Origin of the sequence: Flavobacterium limi, assembly GCF_010645075.1 — a bacterium.
In the GTDB taxonomy this organism is placed as follows: Bacteria; Bacteroidota; Bacteroidia; order Flavobacteriales; family Flavobacteriaceae; genus Flavobacterium; species Flavobacterium limi.
Genome location: NZ_JAADZV010000005.1, coordinates 189,662 through 211,020, shown reverse-complemented (window position 1 = coordinate 211,020; position 21,359 = coordinate 189,662). Strand labels below are relative to the sequence as shown.

Annotated in this window: 20 protein-coding genes; 17 read left to right on the top strand and 3 right to left on the bottom strand. The window is 42.5% G+C overall.

Annotated elements, in window-relative coordinates; genetic code table 11:
* The first annotated feature begins 2 nt into the window (after positions 1-2).
* On the top strand, positions 3-2,066 hold the full coding sequence (locus GXM16_RS12360) for a type IA DNA topoisomerase (protein WP_163394745.1): 2,064 nt from the start codon (positions 3-5) through the stop codon (positions 2,064-2,066).
* 66 nt (positions 2,067-2,132) lie between these two features.
* Here the strand turns inward: GXM16_RS12360 and mobC are convergent, their stop codons facing one another.
* Positions 2,133-4,142, bottom strand: coding sequence for a conjugal transfer protein MobC (mobC, locus tag GXM16_RS12355; RefSeq protein WP_163394744.1), 2,010 nt, complete (start codon positions 4,140-4,142; stop codon positions 2,133-2,135).
* Between the two features lie 209 nt (positions 4,143-4,351).
* On the opposite strand from mobC, the gene GXM16_RS12350 reads away from it, so the two are divergent.
* On the top strand, positions 4,352-4,909 hold the full coding sequence (locus GXM16_RS12350; protein WP_163394743.1) for a hypothetical protein: 558 nt from the start codon (positions 4,352-4,354) through the stop codon (positions 4,907-4,909).
* A gap of 26 nt (positions 4,910-4,935) precedes the next feature.
* Here GXM16_RS12350 and mobB read toward each other — a convergent pair whose 3' ends face one another.
* The gene (gene mobB / locus GXM16_RS12345; protein WP_163394742.1) at positions 4,936-6,234 is read right to left on the bottom strand and encodes a conjugal transfer protein MobB; all 1,299 of its coding nucleotides are present in this window, start codon (positions 6,232-6,234) and stop codon (positions 4,936-4,938) included.
* Between the two features lie 358 nt (positions 6,235-6,592).
* On the opposite strand from mobB, the gene GXM16_RS12340 reads away from it, so the two are divergent.
* Together GXM16_RS12340 and GXM16_RS12335 are read left to right on the top strand one after the other, a co-directional pair.
* A complete protein-coding gene (locus GXM16_RS12340; RefSeq protein WP_208797382.1) occupies positions 6,593-7,348 on the top strand; it encodes a Hachiman antiphage defense system protein HamA in 756 nt (251 codons plus the stop codon).
* 6 nt (positions 7,349-7,354) lie between these two features.
* Positions 7,355-9,781 carry a DEAD/DEAH box helicase gene (locus GXM16_RS12335; protein WP_163394741.1) on the top strand — a complete coding sequence of 809 codons (2,427 nt, stop codon included), beginning with the start codon at positions 7,355-7,357 and terminating at the stop codon, positions 9,779-9,781.
* Here the strand turns inward: GXM16_RS12335 and mobA are convergent.
* On the bottom strand, positions 9,773-10,216 hold the full coding sequence (gene mobA, locus GXM16_RS12330) for a conjugal transfer protein MobA (protein ID WP_163394740.1): 444 nt from the start codon (positions 10,214-10,216) through the stop codon (positions 9,773-9,775). The two genes, GXM16_RS12335 and mobA, sit on opposite strands and share 9 nt — an antisense overlap.
* Before the next feature lie 649 nt (positions 10,217-10,865).
* On the opposite strand from mobA, the gene GXM16_RS12325 reads away from it, so the two are divergent.
* The 13 genes from GXM16_RS12325 (at position 10,866) to traN (ending at position 21,355) form a co-directional block, all read left to right on the top strand.
* A complete protein-coding gene (locus GXM16_RS12325) occupies positions 10,866-11,633 on the top strand; it encodes a ParA family protein (RefSeq protein ID WP_163394739.1) in 768 nt (255 codons plus the stop codon).
* A gap of 4 nt (positions 11,634-11,637) precedes the next feature.
* Positions 11,638-12,054 (top strand): DUF3408 domain-containing protein, encoded by a 417-nt coding sequence (locus GXM16_RS12320; RefSeq protein ID WP_163394738.1) that lies wholly within the window; start codon positions 11,638-11,640, stop codon positions 12,052-12,054.
* A 2-nt stretch (positions 12,055-12,056) separates the two neighbouring features.
* Positions 12,057-12,692, top strand: a complete 636-nt coding sequence (locus GXM16_RS12315; RefSeq protein WP_163394737.1) for a conjugal transfer protein TraD — start codon at positions 12,057-12,059, stop codon at positions 12,690-12,692.
* Positions 12,693-12,971: 279 nt separating this feature from the next.
* Positions 12,972-13,277: a DUF4134 domain-containing protein gene (locus GXM16_RS12310; protein WP_163394886.1), complete on the top strand. Its 306-nt coding sequence runs from the start codon at positions 12,972-12,974 to the stop codon at positions 13,275-13,277.
* A gap of 9 nt (positions 13,278-13,286) precedes the next feature.
* Complete coding sequence (locus tag GXM16_RS12305; protein WP_163394736.1) at positions 13,287-13,619, top strand: DUF4133 domain-containing protein; 333 nt, start codon at positions 13,287-13,289, stop codon at positions 13,617-13,619.
* Entirely contained in the window at positions 13,616-16,120 is a 2,505-nt protein-coding gene (locus GXM16_RS12300) for a TraG family conjugative transposon ATPase (protein ID WP_163394735.1), read from the top strand. Before GXM16_RS12305 ends, GXM16_RS12300 begins: the two co-directional genes overlap by 4 nt.
* 26 nt (positions 16,121-16,146) lie before the next feature.
* Positions 16,147-16,779, top strand: coding sequence for a DUF4141 domain-containing protein (locus GXM16_RS12295; RefSeq protein ID WP_095382658.1), 633 nt, complete (start codon positions 16,147-16,149; stop codon positions 16,777-16,779).
* 1 nt (position 16,780) lies between these two features.
* Complete coding sequence (gene traJ, locus GXM16_RS12290; protein WP_163394734.1) at positions 16,781-17,776, top strand: conjugative transposon protein TraJ; 996 nt, start codon at positions 16,781-16,783, stop codon at positions 17,774-17,776.
* A gap of 18 nt (positions 17,777-17,794) precedes the next feature.
* Entirely contained in the window at positions 17,795-18,418 is a 624-nt protein-coding gene (traK, locus tag GXM16_RS12285) for a conjugative transposon protein TraK (RefSeq protein WP_163394733.1), read from the top strand.
* A 12-nt stretch (positions 18,419-18,430) separates the two neighbouring features.
* The gene (locus tag GXM16_RS12280) at positions 18,431-18,859 is read left to right on the top strand and encodes a hypothetical protein (RefSeq protein ID WP_163394732.1); all 429 of its coding nucleotides are present in this window, start codon (positions 18,431-18,433) and stop codon (positions 18,857-18,859) included.
* A 19-nt stretch (positions 18,860-18,878) separates the two neighbouring features.
* Entirely contained in the window at positions 18,879-19,148 is a 270-nt protein-coding gene (locus GXM16_RS12275) for a nitrogen regulatory IIA protein (RefSeq protein WP_163394731.1), read from the top strand.
* Positions 19,149-19,152: 4 nt separating this feature from the next.
* Positions 19,153-20,439 carry a conjugative transposon protein TraM gene (gene traM / locus GXM16_RS12270; protein ID WP_163394730.1) on the top strand — a complete coding sequence of 429 codons (1,287 nt, stop codon included), beginning with the start codon at positions 19,153-19,155 and terminating at the stop codon, positions 20,437-20,439.
* Positions 20,440-20,461: 22 nt separating this feature from the next.
* Positions 20,462-21,355, top strand: coding sequence for a conjugative transposon protein TraN (gene traN / locus GXM16_RS12265; protein WP_163394729.1), 894 nt, complete (start codon positions 20,462-20,464; stop codon positions 21,353-21,355).
* Positions 21,356-21,359: the final 4 nt, after the last annotated feature.

Below are 21,359 nucleotides of genomic sequence, written 5' to 3'. Positions count from 1 at the left end.
ATATGATAACAATTATTGCAGAAAAGCCTAGTGTAGCAAGGGAAATAGCCGTACTGCTCGGAGCCACCGAAAAAAAAGATGGCTACCTGACCGGTAACGGCTATTTTGTTACATGGGCATTCGGACATTTATTAGAACTGGGTATGCCGAAAGATTACGGAATTTCAGGATTTAAGAAATCCGCACTCCCCATAATGCCAAACCCTTTTTTGTTGACGATCCGTAAAATAAAAAATGACAAAGGCCATACTGTTGATCCAGGAGCGGAAAAGCAGTTAAGAATAATAGAACGTGTTATTGGCCTGAGTGAAAAGATTATTGCCGCAACTGATGCCGGACGTGAGGGTGAATTAATATTCCGAAACATCTACGAGTTCCTCAAATGCAGTAAGCCATTTGAGCGACTATGGATTAGCTCACTTACTGAAAAAGCTCTTAAGCGGGGATTTGACAATCTAAAGCCTGGCAGTGATTTTGACGCGCTGTATAAATGTGCACAAGTGAGAAGCCAGGCTGACTGGCTATTAGGGATCAATGCGTCGCAGGCATTGAGTATTGCCGCAGGTGATGGAATCTATTCACTTGGAAGGGTACAGACTCCTGTACTCGGTTTGATATGCAGGCGTTATCTTGAAAATAAAAACTTCTCAATAAAGAAATACTGGCAGTTAGAATTATTACATTCCAAAGAATTCACTGACTTTAAAAGCCTGTCACAAAACAAATGGGAAGATAAAAAATCGGCAGACAACGTGTTAAAATCAATTACAAGGAGTGGAAATACCGCTTTTGTCACAGCTGCAGAAACCAAAAACATGGCTGAACATCCACCATTACTTTTTGATTTGACTGGCCTGCAAAAAGAAGCCAATACAAAACTGAATCTTTCGGCTGAGGAAACGCTAAGTATTGCACAAAGCCTCTATGAAAAGAAATTTATTACCTACCCACGCACCGGAAGCAGATTCCTTCCTGAAGATATGTGGACAGAAGTTCCCGGACTAATCAGAGTTTTGCAGGATTGCGATGCATTCAGGCAGGCAGTGTCCAAAATTAAATGGGGCCAATTCAACAAACGCATAGTGAATGACCTGCGTGTAACCGATCATCATGGACTGCTGATTACCGAGAGAATACCTTCTGCCCTGCCAGCAAAGGAAAACGCAGTTTATAAAATGATTGCTTTTAGACTTCTGGAAGCAATTTCGCAGCCATGCATCAGGGAAGTGACCCATATTGCATTACAGGTTTTACATTATGATTACAGCCTGAGAGAAAGCAAAATAATAGAGTCAGGATGGCGTGCGATCAGGGGCAGTTTTTATGACAATGATCCACCGCAGGAACTTCCCGCATTGAAAATCGGTGATGAAATTAAAATTAAAAGTGTGAATGTTGTGGAAAAGCAAACGACACCTCCGGTTCTCTATACTGAGGCGGGAGTTTTATCTGTAATGGAAACTGCCGGAAAAGAAGTCGAGAACAAGGAACAATACAGTGCCTTACAAAATATGGGTATTGGTACGGCGGCAACGAGATCTGGCATTATAGAGACACTCTTTTCTCGTAATTACATACAAAGGGAAGGAAAATCACTGGTACCTACTCCGAAAGGACTAAAAGTTTATGAACTGGTAAAAGACAAGAAAATTGCCGATGTAGGAATGACTGTAGAATGGGAAGCTGCCTTAGAGAAAATTGAGAATAACCAGAATGATGCAGCAGCTTTTCAAAATGATATCGAAACATACACGGCATTAATCACTTCTGAATTACTGCAAACTTCGATTGCGGAGAGCACCGTCCCTCAACTTATCTGTCCAAAATGCAAAATCCACCAACTTATTATTAGTGATAAGTTTGTTAAATGCCGAGATGAAGTATGCAACTGGATACAGTTCAGAAATATTTGTGGTTTTTATTTACCTTTATCGGAAATTGACAATCTTGTCACAAAAGGCAAAACATCTTTAATAAAGGAAATGAAAAGCAAAGCCGGAAAGAAATTCAATGCCTGCATCGCATTAAATGAACAAGCGGGAAGCTTTTTTGATTTTAGTAAATAAAAAGATTTATAATGATTTTCAATTATAAAAGTATGTACGCAGGAATGACCATCAAATTATTGATGGTCATTTTTTTTGCTCCTTTTGCACTAAATGCTGCAAGTCGGGGTCATTTTTAATACGTTGCAGTTCAATTTCAATAATCATGATTATATCTCGTTTTATATGCTTATAATTGGCATCAATTTCTTTTTTCATATTATCTGCCCCAGTTTCATCGATAAAGGATAAAATCTGTGGTATCTCTTGACAGGATTTGGATTCATTGGCAATTAGTGCATTATCTACAACAATTTCAGCATGGAAAATTTTCTGCTCAATTCGCTGGTCAAAATTGTCCGACACAGCCCCGACAAAGAACCCTTGTGTTAATGTAGAAATTTTAGAGGCCGGTATAAGGCTGTCTAACTGAGTAGATATAGAGGTAGATGTATCACTTCGATTGATGCTCATGCTTTGTCTTTTCTGCAATACTTTCCCGAAACGTTCCGAAAGGCTCTTTGCTGTCTCACCTACCACCTGACCGCTGAAAATGTTGCCTACCGTATTTTGGATAACCTTGCTTTCCTTGTCCCCGTAATCCCTGTTCAATTGTGAAAAATCCTGAAATCCTAAACAGACAGCAACTTTATTACTACGGGCAGTAGCAATAAGATTATCGAGCCCGCGAAAATAAATAGTTGGCAGCTCGTCTATAATAACCGAACTTTTTAATTGTCCTTTTTTATTGATAAGTTTTACGATGCGTGAATTGTACAGGCCCAGCGCAGCTGAGTAGATGTTCTGACGGTCGGGATTATTACCCACGCATAATATCTTTGGCTCTTTTGGATTATTGATATCCAATGAAAAATCATCTCCCGTCATAACCCAATAAAGACTTGGTGAAATCATACGGGACAATGGTATTTTAGCCGATGCAATCTGTCCCTGCAGCTGGTCCTGTGCACCTCCCTGCCAGGCGTCCATAAACGGTGATAAATAGTTCTCCAGCTCCGAATAGGACGTAAGGATTGTAAACACGTCCGCATATCTCTTATTCAATAATTCAATAGCGTGCGGAAATGTGCAATACCTTCCATTTGCATAGATTTTAAGGAACCATATAATGGCGGCCAAAAGTATAATCGGGCTTTCCACAAAGAAATCACCCTGTTTCTGTATCCAGCTCCTGTTCAGGTTCAGCATTATGGTATATGCCGCCTCATAGGCATCCGAAATATCGGTCATGAAATCAGGATTAAGCGGATTGCAGCGATGGCTTTTTCTTGGATCATCAAAGTTAATTATATAGAATGTCGGTTTGACCTTGTACTTGTGATGATGCTTTAATAAATGATTGTAGGCAATTGTGGAAAGATCATCAAACTTGAAGTCATAAATATACATTGAAAAGCCTTTTTCAATCTGCTGCTTGATATAATTGTTAATTATTGCATATGATTTACCAGATCCCGGCGTACCCAGGACAATTGTTGCCCTAAATGGATTTACGATATTAATCCAGCCGTCATTCCATTTGTTTTTATAATAAAATCTTGTAGGAAGATTGACCGAAAATTCATTTTGCATGAGTTGGGTCTCCTGCTGAAAACTCTCGTTCTCGTTATTGAAAACATCATCCATTAAATTCGTTTTTAAAAGACGACTGCTCCAGACTCCGGCCAGCATTAAAGCTACGTAGCCCAATCCCGTGGTCAGGATATAAAAGAAAAATGCTATTTCCTTTGGCAACCTTAATAACGAGTTATTAAAAAAGAAAAAGACAAAGCCAATGCTAAAAGCACTAAAGATCTTCAGCCATGTAATTTTCGAATTCTTTACTCCCTTTGTTCCCAGACAGCTTAAAGCCAATAACAATACGGCAAAAATTTTCGTATAAAGTGCGTTAGCAAACAAAGCTGCTTTACGGTCGAAACTGCCTAAAATCTTATTAATGGTTTCCATTGTCCATCCCCTTTCCATAAAAAAGCCATAACAGTACCAGTATAAATGCATCAGTACTATCAGGATACTTACTGCTCTCATAAATGCCATTATCTTGGCAAGCCCTCTTAAATCATCATCACCCTGCATTTTTAAAAATGTTTAACGTTCGGCGTGAATTTACATCCTGGACCGTGCCGCATTATTATTGAGGCACATATTGGAGTTGCTTGACAGTTTTTGGCTTTATGCTGTAAAATGAAATCGAGAATACTTATTGTTTTTTTTATTAATTTTATACAACTAAAAATCAGCAACTTACAATAATTTAAATAATCATCGCCAATTCATAAAATAATATGTATGCTAATTATCCTGATGCTTTTCCAGGCGAAAGCGAAACAGATTATGAAAATCGGAAAATGGAAGAAAGCCAAGCTGCCATGGGATTAATGTTTGGGATAGCTTCCTTACTTTTTTTTGCATTAAAAATGTGCGCTATATTCGGCATTTACTTTTATGCCGGATTTATATTGTCCCAAAATCTGTTAGGGGAAGAAACCCGCCAAACTAGAATTTTGGGTTTGGCTCTATTATTTACCTACGTCATTTTCTGCATCATTTATTTCTTTAAAGGAACTGTCATAGGCCTGCGCGCAAAGAGCAGGAAGCTTTGGATATTGCCTTGGGCATTCTGTGTAATGATATGCTGTATTATTCCCGCAATAGTAGTAAAAGCAGTTGTATCATCAATGTTTGATTATGGAGAACAGCAGGGTGCTTTTTACTTTGGGCTTACCTGGGGAGCATTTATACTTTGCTCCTTATACATGTACGGCATATACCAGTTTAAGACACATGCCGCGCCGAGGATCCTGTATTGGAGTTATGCTTTGGGATTGAGAGTCTCTTTATAGTTGCATGGTTACTATTACCTTAAAATTTATTTATCCCTATTATGTTTTCTTTTCTTCTTCATTTTAGCAGCAAAAGCATCCTCCGCATAATCTTCCCCGTTCGCTTCAGGCAGCAGTCCTCCAAAAGCTCCTAATGAAAAATTGTTTTCCTGGCTTATAGCACCATTTTCATTATTTAAAAACTTAAAAAGTTCGTGTGGATTATCATCCGGAAGATCATCTAAATTATGTATGACTATTTTTGAATTGACGGCCAGCGATTCTTTTGTATTCTGTATTATGTCGTTACTCCACTGCTTATTAAAAATATTGGCTGAAAATTCAGCCCCTAAACGCGAACCGTTCCATACTGTCTTGAAATTATGGTCTATAAAAGTGATACCATAAATACGCCCCGTTTCGTTTCTGCGAACCACTGTATTTATATCCTGATGGAGTAGCTTATTTTTAAAATCCATTTCGTTATCAGTTGAGTGTAATGCAACCCTTATTGTATCTTTAAGTTTTATTGTGCCTGAATTTTCTTTTAAAGCTTTTTTGCAACTGCCAAAATGGATATCTAAAGCGGGAAGTCCTAGATTCTTTCCAAATAAAGAAGCTTTCAGCGGATGTCCTGCCCGCTCTCCATTTTCGTTTAATGAAAGATATAGTAAGCCCTGCCTAATTTTTCCGTGTAAGTGGCTTTCCACTTTTTCCGTAGTAATATTAAACAGCGAAAGAAGGGCATTGTATTCGCCCAAAGTCTGAAATTGATAGTATTTGGGAAGATACCTAATTACCGCTGCTATCTGACTTTTAACATCTGCTGCCCTGTAATCCACCGGATTGAATATTTTGCCCTGCTGCCCATGAGCTTTGTCCTGCGCGGAAATCAGTCCATACTTTCTTTCCAGTTCGCGACAAACGGCCATAGATCTTCTCTTCTCAAACTTATCCGAAATCTTCTTGCCTTCTTCATCTACGCAGATTGTTACTATATGGATATGTTCACGCTCAATATCGGTGTGTTTGAATACTGCAAAAGGTTGCTGCCCGTATCCCATTTTTACCATATATTCTGCTGCCATTTCCCTGAATCTGTCATCGTCTACGATATCCTTTGGATCTGGATTGAGTGAAATGTGTATTACAGGTTTTTCAGTATTTCGGTTTAATGCCAGCAAAGTCTGAAACGATCTGGCCAGCTGGGCCGCGGAATACTGACCGGTTACTGTCTCAATTATTTTACTTGTAAAGACAACAGACGCTTCATCTTTTTGGACTTTGAGCAGGTTATATTCCAGCGTACCATACAAATTGCTTCCTCTTCCTATTTTCGCTATCATTCCATTTCTATTTATAAAGAACCGCTGATGGCGATCCAGCATTTTTAACTAAACAATTCAAATAGTGAGATCCCGGCACTTCCGGCGTTATCTCAAATGTAAGCCCAAGGAGTTTCAAGTTTTAACAGTGGTCGCCAATGGCTTCAGTTGTCTGCGTCTTATACTGAAAAGCATTCACTTCATCATAACTATAAACCAGAAAGCCCCAGCACATATCGTGGATAATCTCCAGCATATTTGCTAATAAAAAACGATGTTCATATTTCTTTTATTAAAACTTAAAGGATAATCTTATAATTTATTAATATTTTTACCTACCAACTATCCGATTATCTAACATGTCTAATTTTGAAAAACATTGAATGCAACTATTAAAAAATTGAAGTGTGGCAATGATTTATGTATTATAGACATTGAAAATATCGATACGGCGCTAAAAACTTCGCTGGATAATAAATTCATTAAAATTTGTGAGGGAAATGTAACTGTCGATTTAAACGGAGTCAAGCAGCGCGTTGTAAATTACCTTACGCCAAAGAAAGGCAGGACTTTAGAAATGGGAGCAATAGCTGAATTTTTTATACACCTGTATTTAAATGAAGAAGGTTTTGAACCACAATTTCTATTTTTTAATCTGGAGGAAAATTCTATTAAAAAGGGCTTTGACGGTTATTATTTTCATGATAAGGAAGAGTGGATTTTGGAAAGCAAATCCGGTATGAGTACCACCGCAGGAGTTTCACATGGTTCAAAAGTAAAAGAATCATACAATGACCTAAAGGAGAAATTAGCCGGAAATACCCCGAATAATCCCTGGCGGGAGGCTTATAACCATGCATCTCATATTGATGTGGGGGCTAATTCAAATGTAAGGGCAAACATCAAAAAATTTACTGTAGAGTTTGACACCAAAGTATATCATAAGATTAACGACTTCAACATAATTCCGGGCTCGACAATTTTTCTAAACGGCACATGGACCGCAACTGATACTGCCGCATTAGAAACTGAGATTGAGAATACGATTTCAAAATTTGACTTTAAAAAAATCAAGATTGTCTGCGTGACTAAAAAATCCTTGCAGCTTTTTTGGCAGTACTTGACAACACCTTAATTATTTATGAACCAGACAGAAAAAGCAGCACTTACGGATATAAATAAAATTGAATCATTCAGGACAACAATGGAAAAACTGACCATTGGTGCTGAATTGACCCATCAGGAAATTGTATATATTTTAGGCTGCGCTATCATATTTCTGAAAAATTACGAACTCGACAACAGGTTAACAAGCTATGCGGAGTTCGCCTACTATATCATACTAAAGTACAGTACCCGCTACAAGGACTACGCCCCTCTTTATGATTTCTCAGCCAACTTCGGCTATTATCCGGTTGCCAAAGCAATTTTGAACGACGGACTGCTGGAACAGGAATCTCTGGAAGACCACTGCATCGGCATTGAACTGGAGCGTTACAGGCACGAGGAATATATAGAAACCGTACATCAATACAACAGTAAGCGAAAGCTGCTTTCCGACAAAACTTTAGAAGTCAGCTATGTAGCCCCAACTTCATTCGGTAAAAGTTCCGTTATTGTAGATTATATCAAAAAATATGCATCAGTAAAAAGCAGGATCGCCATCATTGTACCTACCAAGTCACTTCTTATGCAGACCTATAAGATGGTCCGAAATGCAGGTCTTGGTAAAAAAATTATCATTCATGATGAAATGTTCCAGGGCCAGGATTCTTTTATCGCAGTCTTTACCCAAGAGCGTGCATTACGCCTATTAAGCAAAAATGCCATCTTTTTTAATGTGCTATTTATTGATGAGGCACATAATATTTTAAAGGATGACCCTCGCAGTATTCTACTTTCACGGCTGCTGGCAAAAAACCGCGCACTAAACCCCGATCAGAATGTGGTCTACCTTTCCCCGCTGATTGAGGATGCGCACAGCCTTAAGGTTGCACAGGAGCAAAGTATCAGCCAGCATAAAATTCCTTTCAACATAAAAGAGCCTGAGATATATGAATTTAACGTGAATGGAAATGTAACGGTATATAACAGGTTCGTTAATGAACAGTACGGCGTGGGACATTTTAAAGATATGTTTGCCTACATCAGCGCCACTTCTACCAAGAAAAATTTCCTGTATAATTATCGGCCCGTTAGCATAGAACTGGCTGCCAAAGAACTGACGCGCCACCTTCCGGTAATTGACAGCTCGGGGCCTGTGTACGAACTTATAAAAATCCTAAAGCAGGAGGTTCATGAAAAATTCTACGCGGTAAACCATCTGCAGCACGGGATTATTTACCTTCACGGCAAGCTGCCGGACCTTATCAAAGAATATTTGGAAAGCAAGTTTAAAGATCTCCCGGAAATTAAATACATCATTGCAAACTCTGTGATCCTGGAAGGAATGAACCTGCCGATCGACAATCTTTATATATTAAACACCTATTCACTTGGAGGAAAGGAACTGACAAACCTAATCGGCAGGGTCAATCGTTTAAATACTATTTTTTCATCCGCTTCCAATGACCTTACAAAGCTGCTTCCAACGGTTCACTTTGTTAACAGTACGCTTTTCAACAGGAAAGACGGAAAGATGGCTGCAAAAATCGGACTGCTTCGCAGCCGTATTTTCAAGGATGCTGTACACAACCCAACTCTTGATACCTTTAATTTGGACAAACTGACCAAAAGCGAAAGAGACCGGAAAAAAGATCATTTCGTCCAGGTGCAGGAGGATGAAACATTCCTTACAAAAACGCCTGAGAACTCTTTTGAAAGCGTTAAGCAGTATCTCATAGAGTCCGGAATTTCTAATTTTTACGATGATCTTGATACTATTTGCCGAAGGCTCGACCAGCTTCTGGGAATGGTTAGAAGCAGCCCGGGCTGGACACTGCTTGACATGATGGGCAAGATCAACTACATATTCATAAATAATGCCGATGTCAAAGATGCGGAATTTAAGCGGCTTCAATATCCGCAGGCACGCAGATACTATGATTATCATATTACAATCAGTCAGAAAAAGGCGCTCAAGGAAAACGTCAACAGTATGTTTACCTATTTTAAGACACGTATTGCTGAAAGGAATCCCCTGACCTTTTTTGGGAAAACGTACGGCGAAGTCGGCAGGACCGAAAGCCAGCAAGAAGCAAAACTTTACATTAACCTAGGGACAAAAACGGATGTGGAACTGATTAATTTAGCCATTATAAAACTGAAGATGGAGGATGATTTTATTAGTTTCAAACTGAACAAATTTATAATCATGTTATATGACTATAAACTTATTTCCGTGGATGACTACAATACCTATATCTACGGTACAACGGACCAGACTAAAATCGATCTATCAAAAATAGGCCTTAGTGTCAGTCTGATTTCCAGACTTGAGAATGACAGCCAGCTGCAATATTTATATTTTGACGAATACAATAATCTGCGTTCACGTCCAGAATTTGAAGCGTATAAAAACTCAGTTAATGACTTCTACAGATTTGAAATTGAACGCTTTTTAAATTAATTTATCGTTTTTAAAATGTTTTTCCTCAAATTCCTGTACAATCAGGATAATTTTTTGGCACAATGCGGCAAATTCGGCAGTCTGTTTTTCCAGCTTGTACAAGTATGCTGCCGCCTTTTTCTCCGAAAAATTACGGTACAAAAGTTTCACGACCTGATTATAATTTACTCCTACTGACCGGAACTGACTGTGCAATGTGGTCAGCCGCATATAAAAATCAACTGTTCCCTTGTCTATTCTAACTGTCTTCACTTCTTTTCCAAATAAAAGGGATATGATAAATTTTGCCTTATTGTGCATTCCTGACGATTCATATAGCGATAACAGTTTCGCATTTTCCTTTTCAGTCAAACGAAAAACATGTCTGTGTATGCTGGGATCAATTTTCGGATTCCTGCCCCCTTTGCCGCCTCTTCTTTTATTTTCTTCTTTCATCTTAAATCGATTATAACTTCTGCAATAAAACCTGACTTCGGAAGGTTTTTCCAGCCCCCGGTAGGGCAAGTTGTTTTGGGGCACGAACTCCGTTTCGAGTGCCTCAAAACACAACTTGCCGTGTTCTGGCGAACACAAAAATCCGCCCTTCGGGACGGATTAAATATAGAAGGAAAGATAGCCTTAAGCTGTCCTCTTTATTGCCAGAAATGTTTATTTGTTTTTGCATAAGTCCGTTAGTAAATATCACAGTACAAAAGAAAGCACTCTCTATCAAAGTACTATAAGTCAGAAGAGTACCAAAAAAAGTCTTTGAACGCCAATTAATGCCAGCTAAAATGAAGCACATATATACCTGCATTTCTTTGTGTGTGCAAAAAGGCGCAGGGATGTAAGTATGTTGGGACGTAATTTATCAATTATGCATACACCTGTACAGGGCCAGATTTACAGATTTGGGTTTGTATATAAATAGGATCACAAATACATATCAATGCATATAACCCGATAAAAATGCATCTACTCTTGTAAATACATCAATACCACATCATGTAAGTATATGGTCAAGTGCATAAGTGCACACTGAAAGGTCCACCTGGATACTTACAACTGCGCGTACAGATATAAGTAAATATTAAATAACATAAAAATGAAAACAGAAAATCAACCCGTATTCGTTGCCTTTTCCTCCCAAAAGGGGGGTGTGGGCAAAAGCACCTTTACTGCGCTTGCCGCCAGTACCCTGCATTACCGCCTTGGTTACAATGTGGCGGTATTCGATGCCGACTTCCCGCAACACAGTCTCATGAAAATGAAAGACCGGGATTTATCAATGGTCATGGAAAATGAGTTTTTAAAAAAGGCTGCCTTCAGGCAGTTTACAGCAATCAACAAGAAAGCGTATCCGATCTTTCAGCATAAAGCCGAAGGAGTGCTTCAGGCGGCACATGACTTTTTAGATTCTCTGTCTACTCCTGTTGATTATATCTTTTTTGATCTTCCGGGAACAGTAAACACGCCGGGCATTTTGAAAGCCCTTGCTGGTATGCATCACATTTTTACGCCGATCACAGCGGATCGCGTTGTGATGGAAAGCACCCTTATATTTACCCAGCTAATGAAGGATGTTATTATGAAAAAGGGAGATACGTCAATAAAAACAATCAACCTGTTTTGGAATCAGGTGGACGGCCGTGAACGCTCCCCTCTGTACAAGCTCTATAACAAACTTATTGATGAGCTAGGCCTAAGCCTAATGGATTGCCAGATCATGAACAGCACCCGTTTTCGCAAAGAAAGCGAAGCAGATGCCAGAACTGTTTTTCGTTCCACCCTGATGCCTCCTGATGAGCGGCTGATGAGCACGTGCCGTCTTGACCAGTTTATGACAGAATTTTTACGAATCACCCAATTATAGGATCATGGAAAAATACAATAACAAAAAAGCCATTCCTGAAATTAACGAAGAGATGATGATGAACCTGATGGTAGAGGGGGTAAAAAAAGAAGGTTTACAGCTTCCTTCCGAGCAACCTAAAGACGTTATAAAAAAATCTAAGGACAAATATTTTCCGAAAGAGCGCAGCAAAATCAAAAAACTGGGCGAAGAAAATTACGAAAGCCTATTTTTCAAAAAGTCCGGAACCAACGCCCGTGAAGGAAAAACAGTATATATCCGGCCGGATTTTCATGAGAAGCTCACCCGTATCGTACAGGTTATTGGAGAGGATAAGGTCAGCATTTACGCGTATCTGGACAATCTGCTCGAATATCATTTTCAGGAGTTTGGTGAGCAGATTATCTCAAGTTTTAATGATAAGTATAAACCTATATTTTAATTATGGAAACGTTGATTTTGATATGCCTTTTGGTTGTAATAGCCTTGCTTCTGCATGATAAAATTAGTATTCAGATACGGAAAAAGGAGAAGCCTGTTCGGGGGGAGCCCAGTCATAAACTGCCCAATGTTATGGGACAGCCTAAAATGGTACAACGCCTTTCGACGCCAAAGAGTGCCGCTGAGCGCCCACGCAGCAATAAGAAACAACAAACCGTTAATTTTGATATTGAAATCGACAAAGAAGATTTTGATATAGAAATTCCGCAGGAAGAACTGGACGATGTTTTCAGAAATCAGCCCGATTTGGAAGAAGAAGAAGAAGAAGAATGGATCGGCTATGGAATGTCGGCATGGAATGACGGTTTTGCCCAAGGGGTTACCTTCGAGGAATTAAGCGCTGTAGGGATGCTGCTAACAAAGGACAAGCTAGAGCCATCCCAAAAGGAAACAGCCATTGCATTAGTTCAAAAAATACAAGGAACCGAATTATTCAGCCTGCTGGAAAATTCCATGGAAAGTGCTTCCCGAAAAATAGCAGAGCTGCTGGACGGCAGCCTTTCCTCTGAAAAGGATTCCGGTTCTTCTTATCTGCGGAAAAATGATTTCAATGATTTTGATATTGGGGATTTTGTCTGAGGACAAAATCCCCTTTATTATTTAATGATTGATTTATTAGGGGAATTAAGTACTAAAGAACACAAATCCTAGCTTATCACTTGCTTTTAATGAAAAAATTTAAACGTCGAAACTACCGCGTTTCGACGTTTTTTTGGCCTGAAAATTAGATTCCCTACATCTGGCTGCCAATTAGTTCCACAGAAAGCCACTTTACATCACGCACTTAATTTTCATCACACTTTTGTCGTCAGAACCCGCATAGTGCGGGAATACAGTAACAATCTAAAGTGTTTAATGATGAAAAAACAAAGAAAAAAAATCCTGCAGGCAGCAATCGTTGTGCTGTCATCCTTTCAGTTATCTGCGCAGGGAAATGGTACGGCAGGTATTACGGAAGCCACCCAGATGGTCACCTCCTATTTTGACCCGGCCACTCAGCTTATCTATGCGATAGGCGCAGTAGTAGGGTTAATTGGCGGGGTTAAAGTGTATAACAAATTCAGCAGCGGTGATCCCGACACCTCAAAAACCGCGGCAAGCTGGTTCGGAGCCTGTATCTTTCTTATTGTGGCGGCTACAATACTACGCTCCTTCTTCCTTTAACCCTGCACTATGGATACGTACAACATCAACAAAGGTATTGGAAGGACAGTTGAATTCAGGGGGCTGAAGGCACAGTACCTTTTCATTTTCGCAGGCGGGCTGCTGGGAATACTTATCCTGGTCATGATCCTGTATATGGCCGGAACCAGTTCCTATATCTGTCTTTTTCTTGGGGCAGGCGGTGCTTCGCTGATTGTGTGGCAGACCTTCTCGCTCAACAGAAAGTACGGTGAACACGGACTGATGAAAATCGGAGCAAAAAAAAGGCATCCCCGTTACATCATCTGCCGCAAACCGGTACGTCGCTGCTTAAGGTCAACTTCTAAACCCACTACGGTATGAGAAATACAGCCAAGACCACAACACTGGAAAGCAGGTTTCCACTGCTGGCAGTAGAGAACAACTGCATCCTTTCCAAGGATGCCGATATTACTGCCTGCTTTGAAGTCAGGCTGCCGGAGCTTTTTACGGTGGCCTCCGCCGAGTATGAGGCTATTCATTCTGCCTGGCATAAGGCCATTAAGACCCTGCCTGATTTCACGGTCGTCCATAAACAGGACTGGTACATCAGGGAAAATTATGATCCTGAATTAGATAAGGATGACCACAGTTTTCTGGCCAGGTCTTATCAGCGGCACTTTAATGAGCGTCCGTTCCTGAACCATTACTGCTACCTGTTTCTGACCAAGACCACCAAAGAGCGCATGAGGATGCAGAGCAATTTCTCCTCGCTGTGCAAAGGTGCATTGATACCAAAAGAAATCAGGGATAAAGAAGCCATACATCGTTTTATGGAAGCCGTATCGCAGTTTGAGCGCATTATAAACGACTGCGGATTTGTCAAAATCAGCCGGATGAGCGAAGAAGACATTATTGGATCTGAAGACAGACAGGGACTGCTGGAACAGTACCTGACCCTTTCAAGGGAAACCGGAAGCCCGCTGCAGGATATTGCGCTGGGCAGCGAAGAGGTCCGTGTGGGAAATAAAAGGCTGTGCCTGCATACGCTTTCTGACACCGACAACCTGCCCTCATTTGTATCAGCTGATACGCGATATGAAAAACTTTCCACCGACCGCAGTGACTGCCGTCTTTCTTTTGCCGCGCCTGTGGGACTGCTGCTGAACTGCAACCACATTTACAACCAGTACCTGTTTCTGGACAACAGCGAGGAGAACCTGCTGAAGTTTGAAAAGTCAGCCCGAAACATGCACTCGCTGGCACGCTACAGCCGCGCGAACCAGATCAACAAAGAATGGATCGAACGCTATCTCAATGAGGCACATTCTTTTGGGCTGTCTTCCATCCGCGCGCATTTCAATATCATGGCATGGTCGGACGACCCATCCGAGCTCAAACAGCTGAAGAACGACTGCGGGAGCGCACTGGCCCTTATGGAATGCAAGCCAAGGCATAACACGACTGATACCGCTACACTGTATTGGGCGGGAATGCCAGGAAATGCGGGAGATTTCCCTAGCGAGGAAAGCTTTTACACTTTTATCGAGCCTGCTTTGTGTTTCTTCACAGAGGAAACCAATTACCATAATTCACCATCTCCCTTCGGCATCAAGATGGCGGACAGGCTTACAGGGAAACCGATCCATCTGGACATTTCGGACCTGCCGATGAAACGCGGTATTATTACCAACCGCAACAAGTTCATACTCGGCCCCTCGGGAAGCGGCAAGTCATTTTTCACCAACCATATGGTGCGGCAGTATTATGAACAAGGGTCCCATGTATTGCTTGTGGATACCGGCAACTCGTATCAGGGTTTGTGCGAACTTATCAAAGCGAAGACAAAAGGCGAAGACGGGGTATATTTTACCTATACCGAGGACAATCCCATTGCCTTTAATCCTTTTTATACCGATGACGGGGTTTTCGATATTGAAAAGAGGGAAAGCATCAAAACCCTCATACTGACCTTATGGAAACGTGATGACGAGCCGCCTACGCGCTCCGAGGAAGTGGCTCTCTCCAATGCGGTGAGCGGCTATATTGAAAGGATCAGACAACTTGATGCATTTCCTTCTTTTAATGGTTTTTACCGTTACGTAAAGGAGGATTTCCGTCAGGTATTGGAAGCAAAGCAGGTAAGGGAAAAAGACTTTGACCTCGCCAATTTCCTAAATGTGCTGGAGCCTTATTACCAAGGAGGCGAATACGATTACCTGCTGAATTCCGATAAACAGCTCGACCTGCTGTCCAAACGTTTTATAGTGTTTGAAATTGATGCGATCAAGGACCACAAAATCCTTTTTCCCATTGTGACGATAATCATCATGGAGGTTTTCATCAATAAGATGCGCAGGCTCAAGGGCATCCGTAAACTGATCCTTATTGAAGAGGCATGGAAAGCCATTGCCAAGGAAGGAATGGCCGAATACCTCAAGTATCTTTTCAAGACTGTCCGCAAATTCTTTGGAGAGGCCATTGTGGTCACCCAGGAAGTGGATGATATTATTAAGTCCCCTATTGTCAAGGAAAGCATCATCAACAATTCGGACTGCAAGATCCTGCTTGACCAGCGCAAATACATGAACAAGTTTGATGACATCCAGGCCATGTTGGGGCTGACCGATAAGGAAAAGGCGCAGGTGCTTTCCATTAATATGAACAATGATGCATCACGGCTTTACAAGGAAGTATGGATCGGACTTGGAGGAACGCACTCCGCGGTTTATGCCACAGAAGTCAGCCTAGAAGAATATTATGCCTACACAACCGAAGAAACCGAAAAACTGGAAGTGATGCAGCTTGCCTCGGAACTTGGGGGAAATGTAGAGCTCGCCATCAAACAGATAGCCATAAGGAGGCGCGAGCAGGAAAATCCATAACTACTAATAATTCTAAATCTATAAAAATGAAAAAAATATTATTTATGGTGTCTGCGGCAATTATGCTTGCCGCTGCACCATCAGCAAAAGCGCAGTTCGTGGTTACCGACCCGGCCAACCTGGCCTCAGGGATTCTCAACAGCGCAAACGAGATCATACAGACTTCTTCAACAGTCAGCAATGTTGTTAAAAATTTCAAGGAAGTCGAAAAGGTGTACAAGCAGGGCAAGGAATATTATGACAAGCTGCAGGCCATCAATAATCTGGTAAAAGACGCCCGCAAGGTACAGCAGACAGTACTCTTGGTGGGGGATGTATCGGAGATGTATGTACAGAATTTCGGCAGGATGCTCAGTGACCCTAACTTTTCGGCAAGGGAACTAACCGCTATTGCCAAGGGGTATTCGGCGCTGCTGGGAGAGAGTACCGAGCTTTTAAAAGAACTCAAGCAGATTGTAACCTCATCAAGCTTGTCGCTCAGTGATAAGGAACGCATGGACATTGTTGACCGCGTATACAAGGAGGTTAAAGAATACCACAGCTTGGTGCGCTACTATACCAACAAGAATATATCGGTCAGTATCCTGCGCGCTAAAAAGCAGAACAGCACCAAAAGGGTGCTTGAGCTTTACGGCACTCCTGACCAAAAATACTGGTGATATGGAATTTAATAATCTTCACCAGGTCCTCCGCTCACTTTATGATGAGATGCTGCCACTCTCCGCCGATATGGCGGCGGTGGCCAAAGGACTGGCAGGGCTCGGGGCACTGTTTTTTGTGGCAATGAAAGTCTGGCAGGCGCTCAGCCGGGCAGAACCTATTGATGTCTACCCGCTGCTGCGCCCTTTTGCACTTGGGCTCTGCATCATGTTTTTCCCGAGCATCGTACTGGGCACGATCAATGCCGTATTAAGCCCGATAGTCCAGGGAACGCACAGCATTCTGGAAGATCAGGTATTGGACCTGAACGATCTGCAGGCAAAAAAAGACCAGCTGGAGCATGAAGCGATGATCCGCAATCCCGAGACAGCCTATATGGTATCGGACGCGGAGTTCGACAAAAAACTCGACGAGCTGGGCTGGTCTCCTTCGGATATCGGGACTATGGCCGGAATGTATATGGACAGGCAGACCTATCAGATAGAGAAAATAATAAAAGAATGGTTTCGCAACCTGCTTGAAATACTGTTTCAGGCTGCGGCGCTTGTGATCGATACCATACGGACTTTCTTTCTGATCGTTCTCTCGATCCTTGGCCCTATTGCATTTGCCATATCAGTCTGGGACGGCTTTGAGTCAACACTCACCCAGTGGATTACCCGGTACGTCAGCGTTTATCTCTGGCTTCCCGTAGCGGACCTCTTCAGCTCAATGCTGGCCAGGATCCAGTCACTGATCATTGAAAAGGACATTGAAATGCTTGCCGATCCTTCTTTCATTCCTGACACGTCAAACACGGTGCACATCATTTTTATGATCATCGGTATCGTGGGCTATTTTACCATCCCGACGGTGACAGGCTGGATTATACAGGCAGGAGGCGCAGGAAACTTTTCACGAAACATCCACCAGACTGCCATGAAGTCCGGAAATATCGCAGGCGCCGGAGCAGGTTCGGCCGCAGGCAACATTGCCGGAAGGCTGATCAATAAATAACTATAAATATTCGATAAAATGGAATTTAAAACACTGAGAAATATAGAAAACAGTTTCCGGCAGATCAGGCTCTACGCCATCGTGTTTGCCGGGCTCTGTGCAGCGGTGACCGGATACGCCCTCTGGAAATCGTACGGTTTTGCCGAGCTACAGCGCCAGAAAATCTATGTACTGGACAATGGCAAATCGCTCATGCTGGCACTTGCCCAGGACGCCTCGATCAACCGTCCGGTTGAAGCCCGCGAGCACGTAAGGCGCTTTCACGAGCTGTTCTTTACCCTGGCACCTGACAAAAACGCCATTGAAAGCAACATGAAAAGGGCATTTAACCTTGCCGATAAAAGCGCCTTTGACTATTACAAGGACCTTTTGGAGAAAGGCTATTACAGCCGTATCATATCGGGCAATGTACAGCAGCGTATCGAGATGGACAGTGTGGTCTGCAATTTCGAGACATACCCGTATGCGGTGCGGAGCTATGCAAGGCAGATTATCATACGCTCGAGCAATGTAACCAGGCGCAGTCTGGTTACATCCTGCCTACTGGTCAACTCGGTGCGCTCGGACAATAACCCGCAGGGCTTTACTATTGAAAAGTTTGCGGTGGTTGAAAACAGGGACATAGAAGTCATTGAACGCTAAAAAAAAAGTCTCATGGAAGCATTATTAGATTTAGACGCATTTGCGAGAATCCTGAATGAAAAAGGATATAACGGCTATTTCCATACGCAGGGTGCGCACGCCGGAAAGCTCAAAGACAGCATCGGGGAATACCTTGAAAGCTGCCGAAAAGAAACAGACTGTTTACCCAAAGAAGACTTGCTGCTGACAGGCTACCTGCAATGGTCTGGCGCGGACAAGCCCAATGTACGATGCATTATGCTGGTAAAATACCTTGAAGGCAAATTTTCCCTAAGCGCAATGGAGGTTGCAAGGAAAGACCAATTTGGACAGCTGCTGAAAAAATCGGAACTGAAAGGCCTGTCTGTGCTATCGGCGCCGAGTGCAGCTCAGGCAGTCGCTTTGGTAAGTGAAGAACACGAGCAAAAAGCAGATAAGTCCGCTAAACGTTTCAAGCTATGAAAAAAGAAATAATAACGTTATGAAAAATTTAAGAACAAAAATAGACCAGTGGCTGGAAAAGCTTGACAAGGACTGGGAAGGTATGCCTGTAAAAAGGCAGCACCTGGTGATACGGTACTTTTTTGCAGCGTACGTGTTGCTTACCGGAGTTGTCATTTTCAATGTCTGCCGTGATACTGCAGCTGCCCGAAATAGCATGGCTGTAGACCATATCGAAAACCCCGCCCGGTCAGGAAAACAAAGGCCGGCGCCTTTGCAGGATTCCCTAAAGCCTATTTTAAAACAATAAGATTATGAAAGACACTAAGAAAAAGGTCAGCCTTCTCTCAGAGGGGACTGGCCAGAGCAGTACCTCGTTTTTGCCTGATGAAAAAAAGACGGAAGTAGAGCGTTTTAAAAAGCCGCTGATTTTCACCCTGATGGGCATTGTATGCATCGGCTGTATGTACCTGATCTTTAAGCCGTCGACGGATAAAAAGCGGATCGAAAACCGCGGGCTAAACGACAGCGTGCCGCAGGCAAGCGAATCGGTACTGCAGGCAGATAAGGAGAAAGCGTATGAGCAGGAAATGCTCGAAGACAAAGAAGAGCAAAAAAAGAACGCCTTAACAACGCTGTCCGATTACTGGAATGAGGACAACGACAAGCAGAAAGAAGCCTTGCCTGATCAGGCGGAAGAGCCAAACAATCCGGCGCTGAACAGCTACCGTAGTGCCCGAAGTACGCTCGGATCTTTTTATCAGCAAGACAACGGCGAAACAAAAGAACTCCGCAGGCAGCTCGAGGAGCTCAAAGAGGAACTCGCGCAAAAGGAGGTTCCCGCCCCTGCTACGGTTGATGATCAGCTGGCGCTAATGGAAAAATCCTATCAGATGGCCGCCAAATATCTTCCCTCAGGGGCCAGCCCCATAGAGCCTGCAGGCAAAAATATTGCTACTCCCACTCCTGAATTACAGAACGAGACTTTTGAAGCTTTGATTCCCGCAAAAAAAAACAGGGTGTCCTCATTGTACCGCCAAGCGTCCGACAGCGCTTTTCTGGCGGACTGGGATAAAAAGGGAAACCATGGATTTTATACCGCAGGTAAATCAGAAGAGCTGCAACAGCCAAAAAACAGCGTGAAGGCTTGCATACACCAGACCCAGACCATTATCGGGGAAGCGGGCGTTTCCCTTCGTTTACTGGAACCTGCCCGGATTTCAGGTCTGACCCTGGCAACAGGTACAATTGTTACGGCGAATGCCAAGATACGGGCAGGACGCCTGCAGCTCAAAGCCACCTCAATCGAACTGGACGGTATTATTATACCGGTTGATATCACCATTTATGACCTGGACGGGCAGCAGGGAGTAGCTGTTCCCTATTCAGCTGAAAGGAATGCCCTTACAGAAATGGCGGGCAATATGAGCCAGCAGTCTGGCACGAGCCTTATGATGACGCAGTCAGCGGGACAGCAGATGGCCGCTGATTTGAGCCGGGGCGTTGTCCAGGGCGTCTCGGGATATTTCTCCAAAAAAGTAAGGACACCCAAAGTGACCCTGAAAGCGGGACATCAGGTATTTCTGGTGTCTAAAAAATAACAGCAATCCTAAATAAATTATTATGAAAAATCATTTCAAAACATTTTGGGCAACAGCCCTTTTAATAGCCTTTTCACTGCCCTCATCGGCGCAGGAAAACCAAACTGAAAACCTTGATTTCGGAAAGATAGAACCCTACAATATGCAAGTTACCTATGACAAAACTTCGCATCTTATTTTCCCCTCGGCTATCCGATATGTGGATCTGGGAAGCGAACACCTGATTGCCTCAAAGGCCGAGGATGCGGAAAACGTATTGCGCGTCAAGTCATCGGTCAAGAATTTTGAAGAAGAAACGAACTTTTCAGTAATTACCGATGACGGCCGTTTTTATAGTTTTACTGTGCAGTACAACTCCAGCCCGCCCACCCTCAGCTATGACCTTGTCAACCTACAGAAGTCAATGGACAAAGCAAGAGGAAACGATGTACTCTTTGACGAGCTCGGGAAAACCCCGCCCTCACTGGCAGCACTAATTCTGCAAACCATTTACAAAAACAACAAACGAATCGTAAAGCACATTGCGTCGGAGAGTTTCGGCGTACAATTCAGCTTAAAGGGAATCTACATCCACAACGGCAGGTATTATTTTCATACGCAGCTTGAAAACCGAACCAATGTTTCTTTCGGCATTGATTTTATTAGCTTCAAGGTGATAGACAAAAAAACAGCCAGACGCACTGCCGCACAACTGGTAACGCTGGTACCGCTTCGCATGTTCAAGCCCCTTACGGAGATTCCGGGAAAGAGCACAGACCAGAATGTGTTCCTATTGGACCAGTTTACCATCGCGGATGACAAGCTGCTGCTTGTTGAGATTTTCGAGAAAAACGGAGGAAGGCACCAGACACTGGAGCTGGAAAATGCAGATCTGGTAAAAGCAAGGCTGATCAATGACATGCACCTGAAATTGTAACAAT

Coding starts and splice junctions, on each gene's coding strand:
- GXM16_RS12360 (WP_163394745.1), top strand. CDS start 3: ATGATAACAATTATTGCAGAAAAGCCTAGTGTAGCAAGGGAAATAGCC.
- mobC (WP_163394744.1), bottom strand. CDS start 4,142: ATGCAGGGTGATGATGATTTAAGAGGGCTTGCCAAGATAATGGCATTT.
- GXM16_RS12350 (WP_163394743.1), top strand. CDS start 4,352: ATGTATGCTAATTATCCTGATGCTTTTCCAGGCGAAAGCGAAACAGAT.
- mobB (WP_163394742.1), bottom strand. CDS start 6,234: ATGATAGCGAAAATAGGAAGAGGAAGCAATTTGTATGGTACGCTGGAA.
- GXM16_RS12335 (WP_163394741.1), top strand. CDS start 7,355: ATGAACCAGACAGAAAAAGCAGCACTTACGGATATAAATAAAATTGAA.
- mobA (WP_163394740.1), bottom strand. CDS start 10,216: ATGAAAGAAGAAAATAAAAGAAGAGGCGGCAAAGGGGGCAGGAATCCG.
- GXM16_RS12325 (WP_163394739.1), top strand. CDS start 10,866: ATGAAAACAGAAAATCAACCCGTATTCGTTGCCTTTTCCTCCCAAAAG.
- GXM16_RS12320 (WP_163394738.1), top strand. CDS start 11,638: ATGGAAAAATACAATAACAAAAAAGCCATTCCTGAAATTAACGAAGAG.
- GXM16_RS12315 (WP_163394737.1), top strand. CDS start 12,057: ATGGAAACGTTGATTTTGATATGCCTTTTGGTTGTAATAGCCTTGCTT.
- GXM16_RS12310 (WP_163394886.1), top strand. CDS start 12,972: ATGAAAAAACAAAGAAAAAAAATCCTGCAGGCAGCAATCGTTGTGCTG.
- GXM16_RS12305 (WP_163394736.1), top strand. CDS start 13,287: ATGGATACGTACAACATCAACAAAGGTATTGGAAGGACAGTTGAATTC.
- GXM16_RS12300 (WP_163394735.1), top strand. CDS start 13,616: ATGAGAAATACAGCCAAGACCACAACACTGGAAAGCAGGTTTCCACTG.
- GXM16_RS12295 (WP_095382658.1), top strand. CDS start 16,147: ATGAAAAAAATATTATTTATGGTGTCTGCGGCAATTATGCTTGCCGCT.
- traJ (WP_163394734.1), top strand. CDS start 16,781: ATGGAATTTAATAATCTTCACCAGGTCCTCCGCTCACTTTATGATGAG.
- traK (WP_163394733.1), top strand. CDS start 17,795: ATGGAATTTAAAACACTGAGAAATATAGAAAACAGTTTCCGGCAGATC.
- GXM16_RS12280 (WP_163394732.1), top strand. CDS start 18,431: ATGGAAGCATTATTAGATTTAGACGCATTTGCGAGAATCCTGAATGAA.
- GXM16_RS12275 (WP_163394731.1), top strand. CDS start 18,879: ATGAAAAATTTAAGAACAAAAATAGACCAGTGGCTGGAAAAGCTTGAC.
- traM (WP_163394730.1), top strand. CDS start 19,153: ATGAAAGACACTAAGAAAAAGGTCAGCCTTCTCTCAGAGGGGACTGGC.
- traN (WP_163394729.1), top strand. CDS start 20,462: ATGAAAAATCATTTCAAAACATTTTGGGCAACAGCCCTTTTAATAGCC.